This is a genomic window from Micromonospora sp. WMMD980 (assembly GCF_029626035.1).
Classification (GTDB): domain Bacteria; phylum Actinomycetota; class Actinomycetes; order Mycobacteriales; family Micromonosporaceae; genus Micromonospora.
This window is the reverse complement of the sequence record NZ_JARUBE010000003.1, coordinates 1,922,359-1,942,270: the sequence shown is the minus strand read 5'-3', so window position 1 is coordinate 1,942,270 and position 19,912 is coordinate 1,922,359. Positions and strand designations below refer to the sequence as shown.

21 protein-coding genes and 3 pseudogenes are annotated in these 19,912 nt (G+C 74.3%); 8 read left to right on the top strand and 16 right to left on the bottom strand.

The features are described from left to right. Positions 1-189: 189 nt before the first annotated feature. Entirely contained in the window at positions 190-375 is a 186-nt protein-coding gene (locus O7618_RS09405; protein WP_278105628.1) for a hypothetical protein, read from the bottom strand. A 252-nt stretch (positions 376-627) separates the two neighbouring features. Between O7618_RS09405 and O7618_RS09400 the strand changes: the two genes are divergently transcribed. Then, a complete protein-coding gene (locus O7618_RS09400; RefSeq protein ID WP_278105626.1) occupies positions 628-1,662 on the top strand; it encodes an NAD(P)-dependent alcohol dehydrogenase in 1,035 nt (344 codons plus the stop codon). Here O7618_RS09400 and O7618_RS09395 read toward each other — a convergent pair. Further along, positions 1,649-2,785: a geranylgeranyl reductase family protein gene (locus O7618_RS09395; RefSeq protein ID WP_278105625.1), complete on the bottom strand. Its 1,137-nt coding sequence runs from the start codon at positions 2,783-2,785 to the stop codon at positions 1,649-1,651. The two genes, O7618_RS09400 and O7618_RS09395, sit on opposite strands and share 14 nt — an antisense overlap. Positions 2,786-2,920: 135 nt before the next feature. Between O7618_RS09395 and O7618_RS09390 the strand changes: the two genes are divergently transcribed. From O7618_RS09390 to O7618_RS09380, 3 genes are all read left to right on the top strand, one after another. Continuing rightward, a complete protein-coding gene (locus tag O7618_RS09390) occupies positions 2,921-3,157 on the top strand; it encodes a hypothetical protein (protein ID WP_278105624.1) in 237 nt (78 codons plus the stop codon). 71 nt (positions 3,158-3,228) lie between these two features. After that, positions 3,229-4,671 (top strand): MFS transporter, encoded by a 1,443-nt coding sequence (locus O7618_RS09385; RefSeq protein ID WP_278105623.1) that lies wholly within the window; start codon positions 3,229-3,231, stop codon positions 4,669-4,671. Positions 4,672-4,764: 93 nt separating this feature from the next. Further along, positions 4,765-6,393, top strand: coding sequence for an alkaline phosphatase D family protein (locus O7618_RS09380; RefSeq protein ID WP_278105622.1), 1,629 nt, complete (start codon positions 4,765-4,767; stop codon positions 6,391-6,393). Between the two features lie 51 nt (positions 6,394-6,444). On the opposite strand, the gene O7618_RS09375 is transcribed toward O7618_RS09380, so the two are convergent. The 11 genes and pseudogenes from O7618_RS09375 to O7618_RS09325 form a co-directional block, all read right to left on the bottom strand. Beyond that, complete coding sequence (locus O7618_RS09375) at positions 6,445-6,999, bottom strand: hypothetical protein (protein ID WP_278105621.1); 555 nt, start codon at positions 6,997-6,999, stop codon at positions 6,445-6,447. A gap of 377 nt (positions 7,000-7,376) precedes the next feature. Continuing rightward, the gene (locus tag O7618_RS09370) at positions 7,377-8,102 is read right to left on the bottom strand and encodes a hypothetical protein (protein ID WP_278105620.1); all 726 of its coding nucleotides are present in this window, start codon (positions 8,100-8,102) and stop codon (positions 7,377-7,379) included. A 188-nt stretch (positions 8,103-8,290) separates the two neighbouring features. Continuing rightward, positions 8,291-8,857, bottom strand: a pseudogene (locus O7618_RS09365) (DUF3626 domain-containing protein); the annotation flags it as partial. Positions 8,858-8,990: 133 nt separating this feature from the next. Then, positions 8,991-9,410, bottom strand: a pseudogene (locus O7618_RS09360) (DUF3626 domain-containing protein); the annotation flags it as partial. A 40-nt stretch (positions 9,411-9,450) separates the two neighbouring features. Next, a complete protein-coding gene (locus O7618_RS09355) occupies positions 9,451-9,789 on the bottom strand; it encodes a hypothetical protein (RefSeq protein ID WP_278105619.1) in 339 nt (112 codons plus the stop codon). Next, the gene (locus tag O7618_RS09350) at positions 9,768-10,397 is read right to left on the bottom strand and encodes an MBL fold metallo-hydrolase (protein ID WP_278105618.1); all 630 of its coding nucleotides are present in this window, start codon (positions 10,395-10,397) and stop codon (positions 9,768-9,770) included. Before O7618_RS09350 ends, O7618_RS09355 begins: the two co-directional genes overlap by 22 nt. Next, positions 10,394-11,482, bottom strand: a complete 1,089-nt coding sequence (locus tag O7618_RS09345; RefSeq protein ID WP_278105617.1) for an S-(hydroxymethyl)mycothiol dehydrogenase — start codon at positions 11,480-11,482, stop codon at positions 10,394-10,396. Before O7618_RS09345 ends, O7618_RS09350 begins: the two co-directional genes overlap by 4 nt. A gap of 47 nt (positions 11,483-11,529) precedes the next feature. Next, complete coding sequence (locus O7618_RS09340; RefSeq protein WP_278105616.1) at positions 11,530-11,685, bottom strand: hypothetical protein; 156 nt, start codon at positions 11,683-11,685, stop codon at positions 11,530-11,532. Between the two features lie 86 nt (positions 11,686-11,771). Then, positions 11,772-12,620, bottom strand: coding sequence for an alpha/beta fold hydrolase (locus tag O7618_RS09335; protein ID WP_278105615.1), 849 nt, complete (start codon positions 12,618-12,620; stop codon positions 11,772-11,774). Then, on the bottom strand, positions 12,617-13,546 hold the full coding sequence (locus tag O7618_RS09330) for an SDR family NAD(P)-dependent oxidoreductase (RefSeq protein WP_278105614.1): 930 nt from the start codon (positions 13,544-13,546) through the stop codon (positions 12,617-12,619). Before O7618_RS09330 ends, O7618_RS09335 begins: the two co-directional genes overlap by 4 nt. Beyond that, positions 13,539-15,038, bottom strand: a complete 1,500-nt coding sequence (locus O7618_RS09325; protein WP_278105613.1) for an NAD(P)/FAD-dependent oxidoreductase — start codon at positions 15,036-15,038, stop codon at positions 13,539-13,541. The genes O7618_RS09330 and O7618_RS09325 overlap by 8 nt, the downstream gene beginning before the upstream one ends. Positions 15,039-15,154: 116 nt before the next feature. Between O7618_RS09325 and O7618_RS09320 the strand changes: the two genes are divergently transcribed. Further along, positions 15,155-15,835 carry a TetR/AcrR family transcriptional regulator gene (locus O7618_RS09320; protein WP_278105612.1) on the top strand — a complete coding sequence of 227 codons (681 nt, stop codon included), beginning with the start codon at positions 15,155-15,157 and terminating at the stop codon, positions 15,833-15,835. A 36-nt stretch (positions 15,836-15,871) separates the two neighbouring features. On the opposite strand, the gene O7618_RS09315 is transcribed toward O7618_RS09320, so the two are convergent. Continuing rightward, entirely contained in the window at positions 15,872-16,348 is a 477-nt protein-coding gene (locus O7618_RS09315; protein ID WP_278105611.1) for a hypothetical protein, read from the bottom strand. A 44-nt stretch (positions 16,349-16,392) separates the two neighbouring features. On the opposite strand from O7618_RS09315, the gene O7618_RS09310 reads away from it, so the two are divergent. Next, positions 16,393-17,376, top strand: a complete 984-nt coding sequence (locus tag O7618_RS09310; protein WP_278105610.1) for a WYL domain-containing protein — start codon at positions 16,393-16,395, stop codon at positions 17,374-17,376. 49 nt (positions 17,377-17,425) lie between these two features. On the opposite strand, the pseudogene O7618_RS09305 reads toward O7618_RS09310, so the two are convergent. Then, a pseudogene (locus tag O7618_RS09305) lies at positions 17,426-17,670 on the bottom strand (oligopeptide/dipeptide ABC transporter ATP-binding protein); the annotation flags it as partial. 65 nt (positions 17,671-17,735) lie between these two features. Between O7618_RS09305 and O7618_RS09300 the strand changes: the two are divergent. After that, positions 17,736-18,605: a pentapeptide repeat-containing protein gene (locus tag O7618_RS09300; RefSeq protein WP_278105609.1), complete on the top strand. Its 870-nt coding sequence runs from the start codon at positions 17,736-17,738 to the stop codon at positions 18,603-18,605. A 162-nt stretch (positions 18,606-18,767) separates the two neighbouring features. Here the strand turns inward: O7618_RS09300 and O7618_RS09295 are convergent, their stop codons facing one another. Further along, positions 18,768-19,181, bottom strand: a complete 414-nt coding sequence (locus O7618_RS09295) for a hypothetical protein (RefSeq protein ID WP_278105608.1) — start codon at positions 19,179-19,181, stop codon at positions 18,768-18,770. Positions 19,182-19,658: 477 nt separating this feature from the next. Here O7618_RS09295 and O7618_RS09290 point away from each other — a divergent pair, with 477 nt between their 5' ends. Continuing rightward, complete coding sequence (locus tag O7618_RS09290; protein ID WP_278105607.1) at positions 19,659-19,895, top strand: preprotein translocase YidC; 237 nt, start codon at positions 19,659-19,661, stop codon at positions 19,893-19,895. Positions 19,896-19,912 lie beyond the last annotated feature (17 nt).

The window sequence follows — 19,912 nt, the reverse complement described above, 5'->3', positions numbered from 1 at the left end:
GGACAATCCAGGCCGAACCGTCCGAAGGACAATCAGGGGTAGCCGTACTGATTTGCAACCCTGCTGGTCGGCCTCATCCATGCCCTACGAGCCACCGCCCACATGACGGTTCGCCGGGCGGTCGACTCGATGATCCAGTCGGACGAGCTGATCGGCCGGGTTGGCAGGGGCATCTTCGTCGCCTGAGTGTCAGCCGCCCGCGCGCAGGTGCCACTCCGACTCGCCGCCGGCCTGGTCTGGTCGGTCCGGGCGAGTGTCCGTCTCGGTGGACTCCGCGCGCTCCTCGGGGCGTACCCGGGGTGGCATCTCGCCGAAGCGGACATGCCGCAGGAACGCGTACTCCTCGTCGGCGAACGACTCGACCGCCTCGCTCATGCCCGCATTGTGCGCCACGCGCGCGCAGACAGCCATACCGTTCCACTCGCGGACCGGGTGGAACGGTATGGATGTCAAAAGGTGCCGGTGACGTCCATGGCGTTCCACTCGTGGGCTGGATGGAGCACGAGTGGAGCGATGTGGACGTCACAACGGGTCGGCGACAACCGACCCGGGTGGGCGGTCGCGGCATCAACGGGGGCGGGGGTATGCCGCCGCGACGGCTGCCGGCGACGAGGTGGAGGCGACGCGATGCGCGCGGTACGGATGACCGCTCCCGGAGTGCTGGAGCTGACCGAGGTGCCGACACCGCAGCCCGGCCCCGGCGAGGTGCTGCTGCGCGTCGGCGCGGTCGGCGCGTGCCACTCGGACCTGCACATCCTCGACGCGGAGGCGGGGATGTTCCCCACCCCGATGACGCTCGGGCACGAGATCGCCGGCACGGTGGAGACCGCCGGGCCCGGCGTGGACGGCTGGTCGCCCGGCGACCGGGCCGCGGTCTACGGGATCATCGGCTGCGGCCGGTGCCGGGCCTGCCTGCGCGGCGAGGACAACCGCTGCCGGGTGACCCCGGTCGGCGGGATCGGGCTCAGCCGCGACGGCGGGCTGGCCGAGTACGTGGTGGTGCCGGCGTCCCGGCTGCTGCACGTGGGCGACCTGGACCTGACCCAGGCCGCCCCGCTGACCGACGCCGGGCTCACCCCGTACCACGCGGTGGAGCTGGCCCGGCCCCGGCTGCGCCCCGGCACCACCTGCGTGGTGATCGGCATCGGCGGGCTGGGGCACATGGCGCTGCAGATCCTGGTGGCCACCACCGCGGCGCGGATCGTCGCGGTGGACACCAGCGTCGCGGCGCTGGAACTGGCCGGCCGCCTCGGCGCGCACCACGTGGTGCAGGCCGGCCCGGACTCCGTCGACAAGATCCGCGAACTGGTCGGCCCGCCGCCGGACGGCGCGGACGTGGTGCTCGACTTCGTCGGCGCGCAGCCCACCCTCGACACCGCCCGGCAGGTCGTCGCCACCGGCGGTCAGTTGCTGCTGGTCGGCCTGGCCGGTGGCACGCTGCCGGTCCGGCCGGTCGCCGACGAGCCGCCGACGGTGCCGCTGGAGACGAGCGTGGTGGTGCCGTTCTGGGGCACCCGGGCCGAACTCCAGGAGGTGATCGCGTTGGGCCGGGCCGGCCGGCTGCACGCCGACGTGCGGACGTTCCCGCTGGCCGAGGCGCCCGAGGCGTACGAGGCGTTGCGCCGGGGCGACATCCACGGTCGGGCGGTCATCGTCCTCTGACCGGGGGCAGCCGGTCGAGCAGCCGGAGCCCGGCCCGCACCGGCCGCCGCTCCAGCGCCTCGGCGAAGCTGACCCGGCCCTGGCAGAACCGGACGAACATCCGCCAGCCGGGCGGGCTGGCCAGCATCGCGTGGAACACGTCGGGCCGCCGCTCGAACACGTCCAGCAGCCGGTGCCCGGCGCGCATCTCCGGCAGCAACCTCCGCGCGACCTCCCGGCCGTACGCGTCGAGGTCGCCGCCGGCGACCGCCTCGCCGGCCAGGCGACCGGAGCGCAGCGCGTAACTGATTCCCTCCCGGCTCCACGGCTCCAACAGGCCGGCCGCGTCGCCGGCGACGAGCACCCGACCGTGGCGCAGCGGGGCGTCCTCGGCGCGGCACCGGGTCAGGTGCCCGGAGTCGTGCTCCGGGTCGATCCCCGCCAGCCCCAACCGGGCCACGAAGTCCCGCAGGTAGGTCCGGGTCCGCTCGCCGTCGCCCCGGGCGGAGATGACGCCGACGGTGAGCCGGTCACCCTTCGGGAAGACCCAGGCGTACGAGCCGGGCAGCGGCCCCCAGTCGAGCAGCACCCGCCCGCGCCACCGCTCCCGCTCGGCGGCGGGCACCGGCAGTTCCAGCTCCAGCCCCAGGTCGACCTGGCGGAAGCGCACCCCGACATGGCGGGCGGTCACGCCGGACGAGCCGTCCGCACCCACCACCGCCCGGGCACGCAGCACCTCGCCGTCGGCCAGCCGTAGGCGTACCTCGTCGGGGTCCTGCTCGACGGCGCGCACCGCGACGCCTTCGCGGACCTCGGCGCCGGCGGCGACCGCGGCGGCGCACAGCCGGTCGTCGAACTCCTCCCGGCGGATCATGGTGACCAGCGGCGTGCGGTGGCGACGGGTGAACGCGCGCCGCCCGTCGCGGGTGAACGTGACCCGGTCGACGCGGTCGTGCGCGGGCACCTCGACCCGGCCGTCGACCTCGACCAGGGAGGTGCCGATCAGGCCACCGCCGCAGGTCTTGTACCGGGGGTGGGTGGCCCGCTCGACCACGAGCGTGCGGGCGCCGGCCCGGGCCGCGGCGTGCGCGGCGGAGAGTCCGGCGGGTCCGCCGCCGACCACGACGAGGTCCCAGATGATCACGGGTGCAGCCTAGGGCACCGGCGGGCCGGACCGCCCGCGACGACCCTCGAACGGGTGGGCATCATCGCCTGCCGCCCGGGTAACCGCCGGTCGCCGGCTGCCCGCGGGTCGGGCGGCCCACGCCGAGGAGGAGCGATGCCTCAGGTCCAGCTGTCCGCGATCGAGGAACGGGTCTACCAGGCGGTGACCACGCTGGAGGTGCGCGGCCACGTCCCCTACCCGGACCTGATCGCCGAGGAGACCGGGTTGACCGAGGAGGAGGTGCACGAGCCGCTGCACTCGCTCACCCAGCGAGGGCTGCTGCACCGGGAGGACTCGCCGATGTCGGGCCTGGACTTCGGCCCACGGTGGTGCGCGCGCCAGACGGCCTGATCGCGTCGTTTGCCCCACCGGGGTCCGGGTAGCGATCGGGGATGCGTGATCGACGGTCTGTGGGGGGCACGATGAGCGGGGACCGGTCGGCGTCGCCGGCGGCGGACGCCGGACCCGACGACGGGCGTCGCTGGCGCGCGCTCGGCGTCGGTTTGGTCGCGGCGTTCATGACGCTGCTGGACGTCAGCATCGTCAACGTGGCCGTCCCGTCGATCGACCGGGCGCTGGACGCCACCCCGAGCGACCTGCAGTGGGTGCTGTCCGGGTACGCGCTGACGTTCGGCCTGGTGCTGGTGCCGGCCGGGCGGTTCGGCGACGCGCGCGGCCGGCGTACCGCGTTCGTGGTTGGGGTGGGACTGTTCACGTTGACCAGCGCGCTGGCCGGGCTGGCCACCTCGTCGAGCTGGCTGATCATCGCCCGACTCGTCCAGGGCGCCGCCGCCGGCGTGGTCAACCCGCAGGTCAGCGGCATGATCCAGCAGCTGTTCCGGGGTGCCGACCGGGGTCGCGCGTTTGGGCTGCTCGGTGCCACCATCGGCATCTCCACCGCGGTCGGGCCGCTGCTGGGCGGCCTGCTCATCCAGCTCGGCGGCGCCGAGCACGGCTGGCGGTGGGTGTTCTTCGTGAACATCCCGGTCGGCATCGTGGCGATGGTCCTCGGCTGGCGGCTGATGCCGGGGCGGCCCGAGGGCCAGCCTCGCCGGCACCGGCTCGACCCGGTGGGCGTGCTGCTGCTCGGCGCCGGGGTCACCGTGATCCTGCTGCCGCTGGTGCAGCGGGAACAGTGGCAGGGCTCGGCCAAGTGGCTGCTGATCCCGCTCGGCCTGCTGCTGCTGGCCGGCTTCGCGCTCTGGGAACGGCGGTTCGCCCGGCACGCCACCCCCCTGTTCGACCTGCGGCTGTTCGGGCTGCGCTCGTACGTCCTCGGTTCGCTGATCGGGCTGATCTACTTCGCCGGCTTCACCGCGATCTTCTTCATCTTCACGCTCTACCTCCAGATCGGCCTGGGCTACAGCGCGCTGGTCGCCGGCCTGGCGATCACCCCGTTCGCCCTCGGCTCGGCGCTGGCCTCCGCGCTGGGCGGCCGGGTCGTCACCCGCTACGGCCGGCCGCTGGTCGCGGTCGGGCTGCTCGCCGTCGTGGTCGGCCTGGTCGCTACCGACCTGGTGCTGACCGGCGGGGCGCACCGGGACGTGCCGCTGCGGACCGCGTTGCCGCTGCTCGTCGCCGGGCTGGGCAGCGGCCTGGTGATCGCGCCCAACCAGACGCTCACCCTCGCCGAGGTGCCGGTGCCGATGGCCGGCAGCGGCGCCGGCATGCTCCAGACCGGGCAGCGGATCGGCTCGGCCGCCGGCATCGCGGCGGTGGGCGCGCTGTTCTTCTCCACGCTCGCCGACCACCGGGGCGACTGGTCGGTGGCGTTCCGGCACTCGCTGCTCCTGGCCGCCGGGATCATCGTGCTGGCGCTGATCGCCGCCGTCGTGGACATCGTCGCCGGCCGCCGCCGGTCCTGACCGACCCGGCCCGGCCAACCCGGGCGGAAGTCCCGGCGAACTCTGCGCGACCGGGGCAGCGCGCCGCACGTCGACATTGATAGATACGAGGGCATGACGAACACCCTCGACCGTCGTGCTCTGCTGCGCCTCGCCGGCGCCTCCGCCGGCACCGCCGTCCTCGCCGGCGCCACCCTTGCCGGCGCCTCCTCCGCCGGCGCGGCCACCGCCGCGTTCCGGCACGGTGTCGCCTCCGGCGACCCGCTGCCCGACGGGATCCTGCTCTGGACCCGGGTCACCCCCACGCCCGACGCGCTGCCCGGCTCCGGCGTCGGCCCGGACGTGGAGGTGCGCTGGCAGGTCGCCGCCGACCCGGACTTCACCGCGCCGGTCGCCGCCGGCACGGTCACCACCGGCGCGGCCCGCGACCACACCGTCAAGATCCCGGTGACCGGCCTCGCCCCGGGCACCACCTACTGGTACCGATTCGGACACGCCGACGCCTGGTCGCCGACCGGACGCACCGCCACCGCCCCGCCCGCCGACGCGGCGGTGGACCGGCTGCGGCTCGGCGTGGTGTCCTGCGCGAACTGGGAGGCCGGCTACTTCGCGGCTTACCGGCGGCTGGCCGATCGCGACGACCTGAACCTGGTCGTCCACCTCGGCGACTACCTCTACGAGTACGGGACCGGCGAGTTCACCGCCGCCGGCCGGGTGGTGCGGCCCACCCAGCCGGCGCACGAGGTGCTCACGCTCGCCGACTACCGGATCCGGCACGCGCTCTACAAGACCGACCCGCACCTGCAGGCGCTGCACGCCGCGGTGCCGTGGATCATCACGTGGGACGACCACGAGGTGGCCAACGACGCCTGGTCCGGCGGCGCGGAGAACCACACGCCCGGCGCCGAGGGGTCATTCGCCGACCGGCTGGCCGCCGCCCGGCAGGCGTACCTGGAGTGGATGCCGGTGCGCATCGGCGCGGACGGGGCGATCTACCGACGGTTCCGCTTCGGCCGGCTGGCCGAGCTGTCCATGCTGGACCTGCGGTCGTACCGGTCGGCGCAGGCGTCCGGCACTGCGGTGGACGACCCGACCCGCACGATCACCGGCGACGCGCAGATGGGCTGGCTGAAGACCGGCCTGTCCGGCTCGACAGCCCGCTGGAAGCTGGTCGGCAACCCGGTGATGATCGCCCGGGTGGACGTCGGCGCGTTGCCCGCGTGGCTGCTCGGCCCGCTCGGGAAACTGCTCGGCATCCCGGAGAACGGGGCGGTGCTCAACGCCGACCAGTGGGACGGTTACAACGCCGACCGCAACGAGCTGGTCGACCACGTCCGGGCCACCGGCACCCGCGACGTGGTGTTCCTGACCGGCGACATCCACACCTCGTGGGCCAACGAGGTGACCACCCGGGCGACCGGCGCGGCCAACCCGGCCGCCGTCGAGTTCGTGGTGCCGTCGGTGACCAGCGACAACGTCAACGACTTCCTGAAGTTGCCGGCCGGCAACGCGCTGAGCCAGCTCGGCGCCGGCCTGATCCGCGCGACCAACCCGCACGTGCGCTGGACCGAGCTGGACGGACACGGGTACGGGGTGTTCGAGGTGACGCCGCAGCGCTGCCGGATGGACTGGTACCACCTCGCCGACCGGACCAGTAGCACCAGCGGCAGCCGCTGGGTGGCCGGGTGGTCGGTGGCCGCAGGTTCGTCGAAGCTGCGGTCCGAGGGCGTGCCCCAGTCCTGACGCACCTGAAGGCCGGCACCCCGCGGGGTGCCGGCCTTCAGGCGATGCCGCTCACGTGGTCCAGTGCTGGGCGACCAGGTCGGTGGCCTGCTTCTCCCACTGGGCGTAGGCGTCCGGGTAGGCCGACACCTGCACGGTCTGGGCGGCCTCGGTCAACGGCATGTCCTGCCAGCCGTCGACCTGCTTCAACCCCTTCAGGAACGCCAGCGTGGAGTACTCAGGATCGGTGATCTGCTCCGGCGTGCCCCACCCACTGGACGGGCGCTGCTGGAACAGACCCAGCGAGTCGTGATCATTCTTGTCGCCGAGGTGGCCCAGGTTCTCCAGCTTCGACTCCTGCAAGCTCGTCGCGACCGAGATCACCGCCGCCCGCTCGGGCAGGCCGGCCTTCTTCGTCGCCGCGACGATCGCCTTCACGTTCGCCGTCTGCTCGCCGTTCAGGCTGATCGTGGACTGCGCACCCTGCACGCTCGCGGTCGCCGTGACCGGCTTGGCGGCGGCGTGGGCGGGAGTGTCGGCGTGCGCGGCGATCGGACCGGCGAACACACCACCGGTGAAAGCCAGACCAGCAACACCCAGAACGCTCTTACGCAGGATCGTGTTCATGATGGGGGCTCCATTCGGGGGTCAACACACCGGGGGGCGTGTGGGCACCGTCAGGCGCTCAAAAGATTCCGGCTGCTCGCGGGGCGGCGCCGGGAGTGTGTGCAACGACCTGGTCGGCCCACGCGGGGGGTGCGCTCGCCTTCCTCGGTCGTTCACCGGGTTACAACGCCCCGCCCCCGCCGACGATTCCACCGCCAGCGTGCCACCCACCACCCTCGAACCGGACATCCACCCCAGGCGGGACGTCCGGTGCCACACCACAACCGCCCCCGGGCCGTAACCGCAAGATCGGCGAGAGAGGGAGCGGACGGGAGTAGGCGGACGGGAACGGCCGGCCCCGAGGGTCGGAGCCGGCCGGCCGTGTCACGGGTGACGGGTCACCAGAGCTGCTGGACGATGTCCGCCGCCTGCTCCTCCCACTGCGCGTACGCGTACGGGAAGGCGGACACCTGGACGGTCTGCGCCGCGCTGGTCAGCGGCAGTTCCTGCCAACCGCCGACGTTCTTCAGCGCGCCGAAGAACGCCTTGCTGGCGTAGTCCGGGTCGGTGATCTGCTCGGACGAGCCCCAGCCGGACGACGGGCGCTGCTGGAACAGTCCCTCCGAGTCGTGGTCGTTGTACGAGCCGAGGTGACCCAGGTTGTAGAGCTTGGACTCCTGCAGGGACGTGGCGACGCCGATCACCGCGCCCCGCTCCCCCACGCCGGTCTCCTTGGCCGCCTTCACGATGGCCTTGGCGTTGTCGAGCTGCGCGTCGTCGAGCGGGATGCGCGACTGCGCGCCCTCGACGCCGTGCGGCATGAGCTTCTCGCGGGACGGCCGGTCGGCCTTGGTCGGCACCTTGTCGCTGCCGGTGGTCAGGCCGGACTTCGCCGCCTCGGTGGCGGTCCTCTTGCCGGTGGCCAGGTCGATGGCGGCCACGGCGCCGGCGTGCGGTCCGCTGGTCACCGGGGCGGCGACGGCGGTGGGGGCGAAGGCCAGCCCGCCCAGGGCGGCCACGCCCGCGACGGTCAGCGCGGCGCGGCGGTTCTGGGCGACGGCGGTGGTCCTCGCGTAGGCGGTCTTCGCGACGGCGGGGAGCCATCGGGTGACGTGCTGCTTCACGATGGTTGCCCTTTCGATCGTTACGACGCGCTCCGGGGTGAGCGCCCCTCGGGGGTCGGCCGGCGACCCGGGTTTGGGCGCCGCCGGTACGGGGGACACAACCAGCCGGACCTGTCGGTCATTCCGGAAATGTCAGGCTCGGCGCGAGCTGCGGTCCAGGTCACGTCCGGCATCGGGCGGCGGGTGCCTCACCCGGAGAAACGGGACGATCCGGATGGACCGCCGAACCACACCAGGACGTGCCAGAGCGGCTTGAGGTGCTGCCAGGTGACCTCGGCCGGGCCCCGGTCCGCCCAGCGCCGCGGCTCGCGCACCAGGGAGGCGGCGGCCCGGCCGATCAGCTCCGCGTGCAGCGGCTCACCCGGCCGGCCGAACTCGGCGTGCACGCGGGCGGCCAGCGGCGGGATGTCCGGGCCGCGGAAGTCGGCGTCGACGCCGTCGACGGGCAACTCGAAGCCGGAGTGCCAGGCCAGCGCGAAGCCGTGCCGGTCGGCCGTGGCGGCGAGACGCCGTCCCGCGTCCGTGCCGCGGAACGACGGGTCGACCACCACCGCCTCCACGTCGCGGTCGAGGCGCACCTCGCCGTGCATCTGCGCCTCGATGTAGTCGTCGAGCGCCCGGCCGGCCCGCGCGGACGCCCGTTCCCGCCGGGACAGCAGCGTCCGCAGCAGGGCGCCGGTGTCCATCCCGGACACGCCGAGGCTGACGCCGGTTGCCACGGTGGCGTCGAGCAGCGCGGCGAGGACCGGCTCGAAGACGGTGACGGTGCCGACGTCGGTCGGGCCGAGGTGACTGTCGCCGAAGGTGGTCGCCGAAGGTGAACGTGGCCCGCCTCAGCACCTCCGGGCGCAGCCGCAGGTGGCAGGAGCCGAAGCGGGGGCAGGCGCCGTCGGGGTGGTCGAGCAGGTTGAGACCGCCGTACGTCGGGCGTTCCGCGGGTCGCACGCCCGGTCGCTGGTACGCCCCGCCGAAGAGCCTCTGCTCCCAGATGTCCCGGTCACCACCGGGGAAGGCGGTCAGGCCGCCGTTACCGATGCCGGTGGAGAACTGACTGCGGTAGACGCCCTCCGCGTCGAGCGCCTCGACCACGGAACGACCGTCGCGCAGCAGCCGGTCGGGGTGGAAGTTGACGGTCAACCGGCCGTGGCCGGCCACGGCCGCGACGAGTTCCTCGTACCTGACCCCGGCACCGGAACCGGCGAGGTGGGCCGTGATCGCGGCGAGCGCCGCCGGCCGGCTCCGCAGGGCGACGTCGCGCACGTGTCGCAGGGCGGCGGACTGCGCGGCGGTCAGGGTCGGTCCGGGCATCAGGCGAGTATCGCGGGCCCCGGGTACCGGGTCCAGGCGGTTACCGGTGACCGACCGCGCCGAGGCGCACGAGCACGTGCCCGTCGCCGCCGGTGGCACCGAACTGGCGCAGCAGGTGGTCCAGGGCGGTCGGTCGGTCCAGCGTGGACAGCGCCGACCACGGCGGCCGCACGTGGTGTCGTTCGGCGTCGGACGGCAGCGCCTCCTCCCGCCAGGTGCCGGACAACCGTACGTCCCCGGCCGGAAGACCCGCCGGCCGGCGCCACGCCTCGTCGGGCGCGCGGCCGTCGACGCTGGCGAGCCGGGCCCGCGACGCGGGCCGGTCCGGCGACCCGGCCGGGGCGTGGCCGGCACGGCTCAGTGGCCGCGGGCGATCCACTCGTCCAGGTGCGGCGCCTCCGCGCCGATGCTGGTGTCCGCGCCGTGCCCGGGATGCGCCACCGTCTCCGGCGGCAGGGTCAGCAGCCGGGTGCGGATGGACTCGACGATGGTGCCGAAGTCGCTGAACGAGCGACCGGTCGCGCCCGGGCCGCCGGCGAAGAGGGTGTCGCCGGTGAAGACGGCGTCCAGTTCCGGGGCGTACAGGCTGCACGCCCCCGGGCTGTGCCCCGGCGTGTGCAGGACCCGCACCGTGGTGCCGCCCACGGTCACCGTCTGCCCGTCGGTGAGGTCGCCGTCGGGCGGCGTGTCCGGATGGACCTGGTCCCACAGCACCCGGTCGGCGGGATGCAGCAGCACCGGCGCGCCGGTGGCGCGGGCCAGCGCGGGGGCGACCCGGACGTGGTCGTCGTGGGCATGGGTGGCCAGGATGGCGAGCACGCGACGGTCACCGACGACGGCGAGGACGGCGGCCACGTCGTGCGGCGCGTCGACCACCACGCACTCGGCGTCGTCGCCGATCACCCAGACGTTGTTGTCGACGTCGAACGTCTGCCCGTCCAACGAGAACGTGCCGGAGGTGACGGCGTGGTCCACCCGGGCGGTCACGGGAAGACCACCACCGAGCGCAGCACGTCGCCGTGGTGCATCCGGGCGAACGCCTCCTCGACCTGGTCGAGGGCGATCTCCTCGGTGACGAAGGCGTCCAGGTCGAGCCGGCCCTGCCGGTACAGCTCGGTGAGCATCGGGAAGTCCCGGCTGGGCAGGCAGTCGCCGTACCAGCTGGACTTGAGCGCCCCGCCACGCCCGAACACGTCGAGCAGCGGCAGGTCGACGGTCATCTCCGGGGTGGGCACGCCGACCAGCACGACGGTGCCGGCGAGGTCGCGCGCGTAGAAGGCCTGCTTCCAGGTCTCCGGGCGGCCCACCGCGTCGATCACCACGTCTGCGCCGAACCCGCCGGTGGCGGCGCGGATCGCCTCGACCGGGTCGTCGGAGGAGGCGTCGACGGTGTGCGTGGCGCCGAACGTCCGCGCCCGGTCGAGCTTGCGGGAGTCGGTGTCCACCGCGACGATCGTGGTCGCGCCGGCCAGGGCCGCGCCTGCCACCGCCGCGTCGCCGACGCCACCGCAGCCGATCACCGCGACGGAGTCGCCCCGGGCCACGTTGCCGGTGTTCATGGCCGCGCCGAGGCCGGCCATGACGCCGCAGCCGAGGAGGCCGACGGCGGCCGGGCGGGCGGACGGGTCGACCTTGGTGCACTGGCCGGCGTGCACGAGCGTCTTCTCCGCGAACGCGCCGATGCCCAGCGCGGGCGTCAGCTCGGTGCCGTCGGTCAGGGTCATCTTCCGCGCGGCGTTGTGGGTGGCGAAGCAGTACCAGGGTCGGCCGCGCCGGCAGGCGCGGCACTGGCCGCAGACGGCCCGCCAGTTGAGCACCACGAAGTCGCCCGGGGCCACGTCGGTGACGCCGTCGCCCACCTGCTCCACGACGCCGGCGGCCTCGTGACCGAGCAGGAACGGGTAGTCGTCGTTGATGCCGCCCTCACGGTAGTGCAGGTCGGTGTGGCAGACGCCGCAGGACTGGACACGAACCACCGCCTCGCCCGGCCCCGGGTCGGGCACCACGATCGTGGTGACCTCCACCGGCGCGCCCTTGCGCCGCGACACGACTCCCCGGACTTCCTGGCTCAAGAGATTCTCCTTCGTTCGGTCCCCACCGCCGAACCTACCGCCGATCATCACGGTCGGCCCGGCGTCGCGATCCGGAGTGCCCCGGCCGTCGCCGAGCCGGGACCGTTGACCGCGCCCACCACCACCGGCAACGGGTGCGGGGCGCGACCGGGCCAGGCCGGCACCACCGCCCAGACCACGGCGGTGACGGCGAAGACCACCACCGACCGGTGGAAGCGTCGGCGAGCTGCCGCCGGACGGCGGGCGGGCCGCCGGTGGGCGCGGTGGCGTGCGTGCGCCCTCCGGGGATCTAGGTGGACGCCACCCAGAGGTCACGCAGCAGGGCCTCGACCGCTGCGGTGCGCTCGATCTGCGGCATGTGGCCGGTGTCGCGGAACAGGTGGGTCCGCGCCCCGGGCAGTCGGCTGCGCGCGTACGTCAGGTGCGCGGCGGGCAGGATCAGGTCGCGGTCGCCCCAGACCAGCAGCGTGGGCAGGTCGAGCGCGGCCACCGCGTCGAGCAGCTCGGCGCGCCACCGCTCGCGTACCCCGCGCCAGGTGCCCAGGTCGCGGACCAGCTCCCGCATCACCCGGGCGGCGTGCGGCTGCCGGGCCACGGCGAGCGCGGTGGCGATCCGCTCGTCCGTGACGTACGCGGGGTCGACGAAGATCGCCCGCTCGGTGCGGCGGGCGATCGCCGGGTGCGGGCGCAGCAGCAGCCGGGCCAGCGGGGGCACCGCGAGCAGCCGCAGCGCCACGGTCACCTCCCGGCCGAAGCCGGCGCTGTTGAGCAGCGCCAGGTCGGCCACCCGGTGCGGCGCGTCGGCGGCCAGGCGCATGGCGACCGCGCCGCCGAGGGAGTTGCCCACCAGGTGGACCGGGCCGGTGACGCCCGCGGCGTCGAGGAACGCGGTGACGGCGCCGGCCAGCGCGGGCAGCGTGTGCGGTCGGTCCAGCGGTGCGGAGCCGCCGTGGCCGGGCAGGTCCACCGCGAGGACCCGGTGGTCGCGGGCCAGCGCCGTGTGCAGCGCGGTGAAGTCATCGAGGGTACGGCCGATGCCGTGCAGCAGCACCACGGGCGGCCCGTCGCCGGTGATCCGGCAGCGCGTGGGCCGCCCGCCGACGGCGCGCTCGTCGGCGGGCGGCAGCCCGACCGTCACGCCGGGCGTCCGGGCTCCGGGGCGACCGCCTCGCCGGCCGGCGGCGGGACCGGCGCGGCCGGCTCGTCCGCCCCGGCTCGGGGACCCGGCACCCGGGCCGGGCGGGAGCGCATGCCCAGCGCCAGCACCCGGCCGTAGCCGGCGGGGGCGATCCGGGCGAGCAGGTCGGGCAGCTTCGCCGACCAGCCGATCAGCACCCGGCCGCGACGCCGCCGCGCGCCGTTCAGGATCACCTCGGCGGCGGTGGCCGGGTCGATGGTGAGCAGCTTCTCGAACTGCCGGCGGCCGGCCTCGTACTCCTCGACCGGGACGCCGCTGCCGACCCGGGCGCGGGCGGCGATCCGGGTCCGGATGCCGCCGGGGTGCACCGAGGTGACGCCGATCCCGTCGTCGACCAGCTCGTGCCGCACCGCCTCGGTGAACCCGCGCACGGCGAACTTGCTGGCCGAGTACGCGGCCTGCCCGGCGGGGGCGATGAGGCCGAACAGGCTGGACACGTTGACCAGGTGGGCGCCCGGCTCGGCCTTGAGCGCGGGCAGCAGCGTGTGGGTCAACCGCACCACGGCCCGGAAGTTGATCTCGACGACCCAGAGGAACTCGTCCAGCGTGACCTGGTCGAACCGGCCGCCCAGCGCGACGCCGGCGTTGTTGACCAGCAGCCGGATCCGGGGGTTGGCGCGCCGGATCTCGGCGGCGACGCGGTCGGTGGCGCCGGCGTCGGCGAGGTCGACCAGGTGGGTCTCGACGCGCCGGTCCGGGTGGGCGGCCCGGATCGCCGCGACCACCGCGGCCAGTCCGTCGGCGTCCCGGTCGAGCAGGACCAGGTCGGCGCCGCGCCGGGCCAGGCCGTGGGCCAGCGCCGCGCCGATGCCGCTCGCGGCGCCGGTGAGCACCGCGACGCCGCCGGGGAACTCCAGGTCACGCATCGCCGCCTCCCGCGGTGGCGGCCGCCGCGGTGGCGGGCGCGCCGGCCCGGGCGAACCGTACGCCGTCGGTGAGCGGCCCGTGCCGCATCAGGCGTACGTCCCGGGGATAGTTCTGGTGCAGCCGCCAGGGCGCGTGCGGCCCCTGCTTGGGGAGCTGGTCGACGGCGCGCAGCACGTACCCGGACTGGAGGTCGATGATCGGCACGAGGTCGTCGGTCTCGGGGGCGACCGGGGTGACGATCTGCTGCCCGGTGTCGTCGAGGTGGCGCAGCAACCGGCAGACGTACGTGGCGACCAGGTCGGCCTTCAGCGTCCAGGAGGCGTTGGTGTAGCCGATCGTCATGGCGAAGTTCGGCGCGCCGGAGAGCATCATGCCCTTGTAGGCGATGGTGGTGGCGAGGTCGACGTCGGTCCCGTCCACGCTCAGCGTCATGCCGCCGAGCGCGAGCAGGTTGAGGCCGGTGGCGGTGACCACGACGTCGGCCGGCAGCTCCGCGCCGGAGGTGAGCCGGATGCCGTGCGCGGTGAACGTATCGATGGTGTCGGTCACCACCGACGCGCGTCCCTCGCCCAGCGCGGTGAACAGGTCGCCGTCGGGGACCACGCACAGCCGCTGGTCCCAGGGGTCGTAGCGGGGCGAGAAGTGCCGGTCGACGTCGTACCCGACCGGGAGCCGGCCCTTCGCGGCCCGGCGCAGGAACCGCTTGACCAGCCCCGGCGCGCGCCGGCTGAGCTGGAAGTTGGCCACCCCGAGCGCGACGTTCTTCCACCGGGCCACCGCGTAGGCGGCCTTCGGGGGCAGCCAGCGCCGCGCGGCGTCGGCGAACGCGTCGCGCGACGGCAGCGAGATCACGTACGTCGGTGAGCGTTGCAGCATGGTGACGTGGGCGGCCTGCTCGGCCATGGCCGGGACCAGGGTGACCGCGGTCGCGCCGCTGCCGATCACCACCACCCGCCGACCGGCGTAGTCGAGCCGCTCGGGCCAGTGCTGCGGGTGCACCAGCGTGCCGGCGAAGCGCTCGACGCCGGGCAGCCGGGGGGTGTAGCCCTCGTCGTAGCGGTAGTAGCCGGAGTTGGTGAACAGGAAACCGCAGGTCAGAACCGTGTCCTCGCCGGTGTCGTCGCGGTGCGCGTGCACCGTCCAGCGGGCGGTCGCGCTGTCCCACTCGGCGCGCGTGACCCGGTGGTGGAAGCGGATGTGCTCCCGCACGCCGTACTCGCGGGCGGTCTCGCGCACGTAGCGGCGGATCGACTCGCCGTCGGCGATGGCCTTCGGGTCGGTCCACGGCTTGAACGAGTAGCCGAGCGTGTACATGTCCGAGTCGGAGCGGACTCCCGGGTAGCGGAACAGGTCCCAGGTGCCGCCGATCGCGCCCCGCGCCTCCAGCACCGCGTAGGTCTTGCCGGGGCACTCGCGTCCCAGGTGGACGGCGGCGCCGATGCCGGACAGGCCGGCGCCGACGATGAGGACGTCGACGTGCTCGGAGGCCATGGCTTCTCCCGTTCTCGCCCGGCGGTGGACCGGACCCTATCCACCGCGCTCGACCCCAGTCAACACCCTGTCGAGTCGGATCGACAGGGTGTTGAGCGGGTGTAGCATCGGCCGACATGAGCCCCGCCCGTACCCCGACCGGCGCCGCGCCGACGCGCGGACGGCGGGCCGGTCGCTCCACCGGCGACGACCGGGAGGGGGCGATCCTGGCCACCGCCGAGCGGCTGCTGCGCGAGCGCGCCTTCGGCGAGATATCCATCGACGACCTGGCCCGGGGCGCGGGCATCTCCCGACCCACGTTCTACTTCTACTTCCCGTCCAAGGACGCCGTGCTGCTCACCCTGCTCGACCGGGTCACCGAGGAGGCCGACGCCGCCGCGGGCGGCGTGCTGGACCGGCTCGCCGAGGACCCGCGCGCCCGCTGGCGGGAGCTGATCGCCCGGTTCCACGCCACCTTCGGCGGCCACCGGGACGTGGTGCTGGCCTGCGCCCAGGTGCGCGGCACCAACGCCGAGGTCCGTCGGCTCTGGGCCGAGGTGCTGGAACGCTGGGTCCGCGCGGTCCAGGCCGCGATCGAGCTGGAGCGCGCCCGCGGCGTGGCCCCGGACGGGCTGCCCGCCCGGGACCTCGCCATCGCGCTGAACTCGATGAACGAGCGGGTCTGGTACGCGACGTTCGCCGGCGACGGACCGGCGGTGGCCGAGCGGGACGTGGTCGACGTGCTGCTCGACGTCTGGCTGACCGCGATCTACCGCACCACCACGCCCCCGGTCACGCCACCCGGGCGAACTCCATGACCCAGTTGGTCTCCCAGGTGCGCTCGCCGTCGCCCATCAGCGTCCCACCGGCCCCTCGGCGCGCGTGTCGGCCAGGTAGCCGGCCAGGTCGGGCCGGTCCGGAGCGAGCAGGTGCCGGACCCAGGCGGCCCGCTCGTGCTCCAGCACGCCCAGCTCCCACACGCAGCCCACCCCGGGCCGGTCGAGGTCGACGAAGTGCGCCGGGTCGTCGTCCGGGCAGTCGAGCGCCGGTTGCCCGGCGATCGCGATCCGGCACTCGACCACGTTGTCGAAGAACCAGCTGTACGCCAGCAGGTACGCCCCGGTGTCCGCGCCCCGGTGCAGCACCACCCAACTCGCCGGCGGGGTGCCGCCGTCCGGGCCGGGCAGCAGCGCCGGCAGGTACGCGTACGCGGCGTCGACCACCTCCGGTTCGAGGCGGCGCTCCGGCTGGTCGATGTGGTAGCGCTTGACGTGCCGGCCGGCGACCTCGACGGTCCCCGGCACGGTCAGCTCCTTGTCGTGAAAGGCCATGCCGGGACGGTAGGACCGCTTCCCTGACAGCTAGTGTCAGCGGAATGCGGGCCAGTCGACTCCTGTCCATCCTGCTGCTCCTCCAGGCACACGGCCGGCTCACCGCCGCCGACCTGGCCACCCGCCTCGAGGTGTCGGCCCGCACCGTCTACCGGGACGTCGAGGCGCTGCACGCCGCCGGCATCCCGCTCTACGGCGAGGCCGGACACGCCGGCGGGTACCGGCTGGTCGAGGGGTGGCGTACCCGGTTGACCGGCCTGACCGGCGAGGAGGCCGACCGGCTGCTCTTCGCCGGGCTGCCCGGGCCCGCCGCCGAACTGGGCTACCAGTCGGTGGTGGCGGCCGTGCAGCTCAAGCTGCGCGCCGCGCTCCCGGCCCCGCTCGCCGACCGGGCCGCCCGGCTGGAGCAGCGGTTCCACCTGGACACGCCGGGCTGGTACTCCGACGGCGACCCGTCACCGCACCTGGCGGCGGCGGCCGAGGCGGTGTGGCGGGAACGCCGGGTGCGGGTCCGCTACCGCAGTTGGCGCGGCGAGGTGACCCGGGTGCTGAAGCCGTACGGGCTGGTCCTCAAGGGTGGCCGCTGGTACGTGGTCGCGGCCCGGCCGGACCGGGCCGAGCCGGCCACCTACCGGGTCAGCCAGATCCTCGACCTCACCGGGCTGCACGAGCCGTTCGACCGGCCGGAGTTCGACCTGCCGGCGTGGTGGCGCGCGCACGTGGTGGCGTTCCGGGCCGGGCTGCACCGCGACGAGGCCACCGTGCGGCTCTCCCCGCGCGGACGGGCACGGCTCCGCGAGATCGCCAGCGACGTGGTGGTCGCCGCCGTCGACGCGACCGCCGGTCCGTCCGACGCGGCCGGCTGGGTGTGGGCGGTGCTGCCGATCGAGTCGCTCACCCACGCGCACGGCGACCTGCTGCGGCTCGGCGCCGACGTGGAGGTCCTCTCCCCTGCCGCGCTCCGCGACCGGCTGGCCGAGACCGGCGCCGCGCTCGCCGCGCTCTACCACCGGCCGCCGGCCGTCTGATCGCGGCCGACGGTGCGGAACGGCGGCCCGCACCCGCGCCCACCGGGCCGTTCTCGGGGTGGTGGCAGGCGGTGTGTTGGGTGCCGCCGTCGCGGGTGGTGAGGGTGGGTTCTTCGGCGGCGCAGTGGTCGGTGGCTTTCCAGCAGCGGGTGCGGAAGCGGCAGCCGGACGGTGGGTTGAGCGGGGTGGGGACGTCGCCGGTGAGGCGGATGCGGCCGGCGGGGCCGAGGTGGTGACGTCGGGGATGGCCGAGAGCAGGGCTCGGGTGTAGGGGTGTTGCGGGTGGATGTAGATGGTGCCAACTTCATGATCGCCGGGGTGGGTGGGGTGCGGGGTGGGGATGGGCGGAGAATGGGGGGATGGTGGACGGCGGGCGGGAGCTGCGGGCGGACTGCGGGCGCTGCGCCGGGGTCTGCTGCGTCGCGCCGGCGTTCGCCGCGTCGGCGGACTTCGCCATCGACAAACCGGCCGGGCGACCCTGCCCGAACCTGCGCGCCGACGCCCGCTGCGGCATCCACTCGGAGCTGCGGCAGCGCGGCTTCCCCGGATGCACCGTGTTCGACTGCTTCGGCGCCGGCCAGCACCTCACCCAGGGCACCTTCGCCGGCCGTGACTGGCGTGCCGACCCGGACACCGCGCGGCGGATGTTCGACACGTTCGCCGTGCTACGGCCGCTGCACGAACTGCTCTGGTATCTGACCGAGGCGGTACGGATCACCCCGCCCGGCGCGCTGCGCGACGCCCTGACCGCGATCCTCGACGAGACCGGTCGGCTCACCGACGGCACCCCGGAGGACCTGCTCGCGGTGGACGTCGACACCCACCGGGGCCGGGTCAACCGGCTGCTGTCGCGCGCCGCCGAGCAGGCCCGCGCCGGCCGGGCCGGCCCGGACCGCCGGGGCGCCACGCTGATCGGGGTCGACCTGCGCCGCGCGACGCTGACCGGGGCGAACCTGCGCGGCGCGGTCCTCGTCGGGGCGGACCTGCGGGGCGTACGCCTCGGCGCCGCCGACCTGACCGGCGCCGACCTGCGCGGGGCGGACCTGCGCGGCGCCGACCTCGGCGAGTGCCTGTTCCTGCACCAGGCCCAGCTCGACGCCGCCCGCGGCGACCACCGCACCGCCCTGCCACCGACCCTGCACCACCCCACCCACTGGTCCCTCCCGCTCACTCCCATTCCCCGCCCCGTCCACCCCTCCCCCCGCACCCGCACCCGCCGCTCCCGGTGAGCAAGGGGTTGGGGTCGGGGTGGCGTCCGGCCGTGACACGCACTCCATAGGTTCGGGGTTCGAGTCTCTGGCGGCCCCACTCCGTTCCAGCTCAGCGGCCCTTCACGGGGCGCTTTTGTAGTGCTCCGGGCCGGTACAGCAGCGAAGTACGGCAGTGGCACCTCACCGGTCCGGTGCGCTGCCGAGCAGCCGCTTCAGGGCGTCGCGGGTGGCCGCCGAGGAGACCACCGTGTAGATCTCTCCATAGCGATGGCGAACTACGCGTGCCGGAGGATCTGCATCGCCACCCGGGGGTGCACGTCCAGATCCGCCAGGAGGGGGCACAGGTCCGCTGGGATCCCTGACGGTGATTCGCCGGACGCCTACCGCATCGCAGCGCCGGTCCCAGAAGCGGTTGAAGTTCCTTGGCTCGACCGACCGGCCGTAGCGGGTGGTGAAGACGAGTTCCGACGGCTGCCAAGCCGGGCCGGCGCGTCCCGGCCGGCGGTCGAGCTCCCCGGTCAGCCAACTCGACTCCATCGAACCGTAGTCATACGGGCCGCTGTCCCACAGTCCCATGAGGTCCTCGTTCTGCATGCGTAGCATGATCCTCGTCGCCGGTGGCTGCCCACCGAACATCGTGCGGCACATCTGCTCGACGTCACCCGTGCCTCGCTGCTCGCCGGGGACGCGGGCAACGCCGCACGGGTATCGGTCGACGCCGAGCGCACTGCACCGGCAGAGATCACGCACCGGCCTGTCGCCCGGGACATCCTCGCCGAGATTGCCCGCGACCCTCGCGCACCGAGCACGATCGCGAAGCTTGCTGCCACGCTCGGGGTTGGCTGAGCAGGCTACGCGCGGAAGAGAAATACAGCAGTGAAGTACAGCAACCGTGCCGGCCGAATCGGGCCGAGAGGCACGCCAGCAGGCCATGTGACCTCGAACCAGGTCGCCGGCAATCCTTGATCGATGGCGGTGGGGCAGCCCCACGGGGCGTCGGGGTGTGGTTTCGGTGGGGGTGCGGTGGGTAGGCGTGGGCACGGCCGGTCGAGGCGGAACGGGGGCGGACCGATGGGGTATCGGGCACGCGACGGCGAGGAACCGGTGGACCCGGCGCACGCCGAGGACGCCGCCGGCCAGGCGAGGCTGGTGCAGGTGCCGGCGGACACCGACGTGCCCGCCCCCGCGCCGGACACGCCGCGACCGGACGAGGTGACCGAGGACGACGGGTCCGGGATGGCCGGCGGCGCCTCCGGCAGCAGTTCGGGCGGCTCGTCGATGCCGACCCATCCGGACGCCACCCGGTGAACGTTTGCCGCCGGCGG

Coding starts and splice junctions, on each gene's coding strand:
- O7618_RS09405 (WP_278105628.1), bottom strand. CDS start 375: ATGAGCGAGGCGGTCGAGTCGTTCGCCGACGAGGAGTACGCGTTCCTG.
- O7618_RS09400 (WP_278105626.1), top strand. CDS start 628: ATGCGCGCGGTACGGATGACCGCTCCCGGAGTGCTGGAGCTGACCGAG.
- O7618_RS09390 (WP_278105624.1), top strand. CDS start 2,921: ATGCCTCAGGTCCAGCTGTCCGCGATCGAGGAACGGGTCTACCAGGCG.
- O7618_RS09385 (WP_278105623.1), top strand. CDS start 3,229: ATGAGCGGGGACCGGTCGGCGTCGCCGGCGGCGGACGCCGGACCCGAC.
- O7618_RS09380 (WP_278105622.1), top strand. CDS start 4,765: ATGACGAACACCCTCGACCGTCGTGCTCTGCTGCGCCTCGCCGGCGCC.
- O7618_RS09375 (WP_278105621.1), bottom strand. CDS start 6,999: ATGAACACGATCCTGCGTAAGAGCGTTCTGGGTGTTGCTGGTCTGGCT.
- O7618_RS09330 (WP_278105614.1), bottom strand. CDS start 13,546: ATGCGTGACCTGGAGTTCCCCGGCGGCGTCGCGGTGCTCACCGGCGCC.
- O7618_RS09325 (WP_278105613.1), bottom strand. CDS start 15,038: ATGGCCTCCGAGCACGTCGACGTCCTCATCGTCGGCGCCGGCCTGTCC.
- O7618_RS09320 (WP_278105612.1), top strand. CDS start 15,155: ATGAGCCCCGCCCGTACCCCGACCGGCGCCGCGCCGACGCGCGGACGG.
- O7618_RS09315 (WP_278105611.1), bottom strand. CDS start 16,348: ATGGCCTTTCACGACAAGGAGCTGACCGTGCCGGGGACCGTCGAGGTC.
- O7618_RS09310 (WP_278105610.1), top strand. CDS start 16,393: ATGCGGGCCAGTCGACTCCTGTCCATCCTGCTGCTCCTCCAGGCACAC.
- O7618_RS09300 (WP_278105609.1), top strand. CDS start 17,736: ATGGTGGACGGCGGGCGGGAGCTGCGGGCGGACTGCGGGCGCTGCGCC.
- O7618_RS09295 (WP_278105608.1), bottom strand. CDS start 19,181: ATGCAGAACGAGGACCTCATGGGACTGTGGGACAGCGGCCCGTATGAC.
- O7618_RS09290 (WP_278105607.1), top strand. CDS start 19,659: ATGGGGTATCGGGCACGCGACGGCGAGGAACCGGTGGACCCGGCGCAC.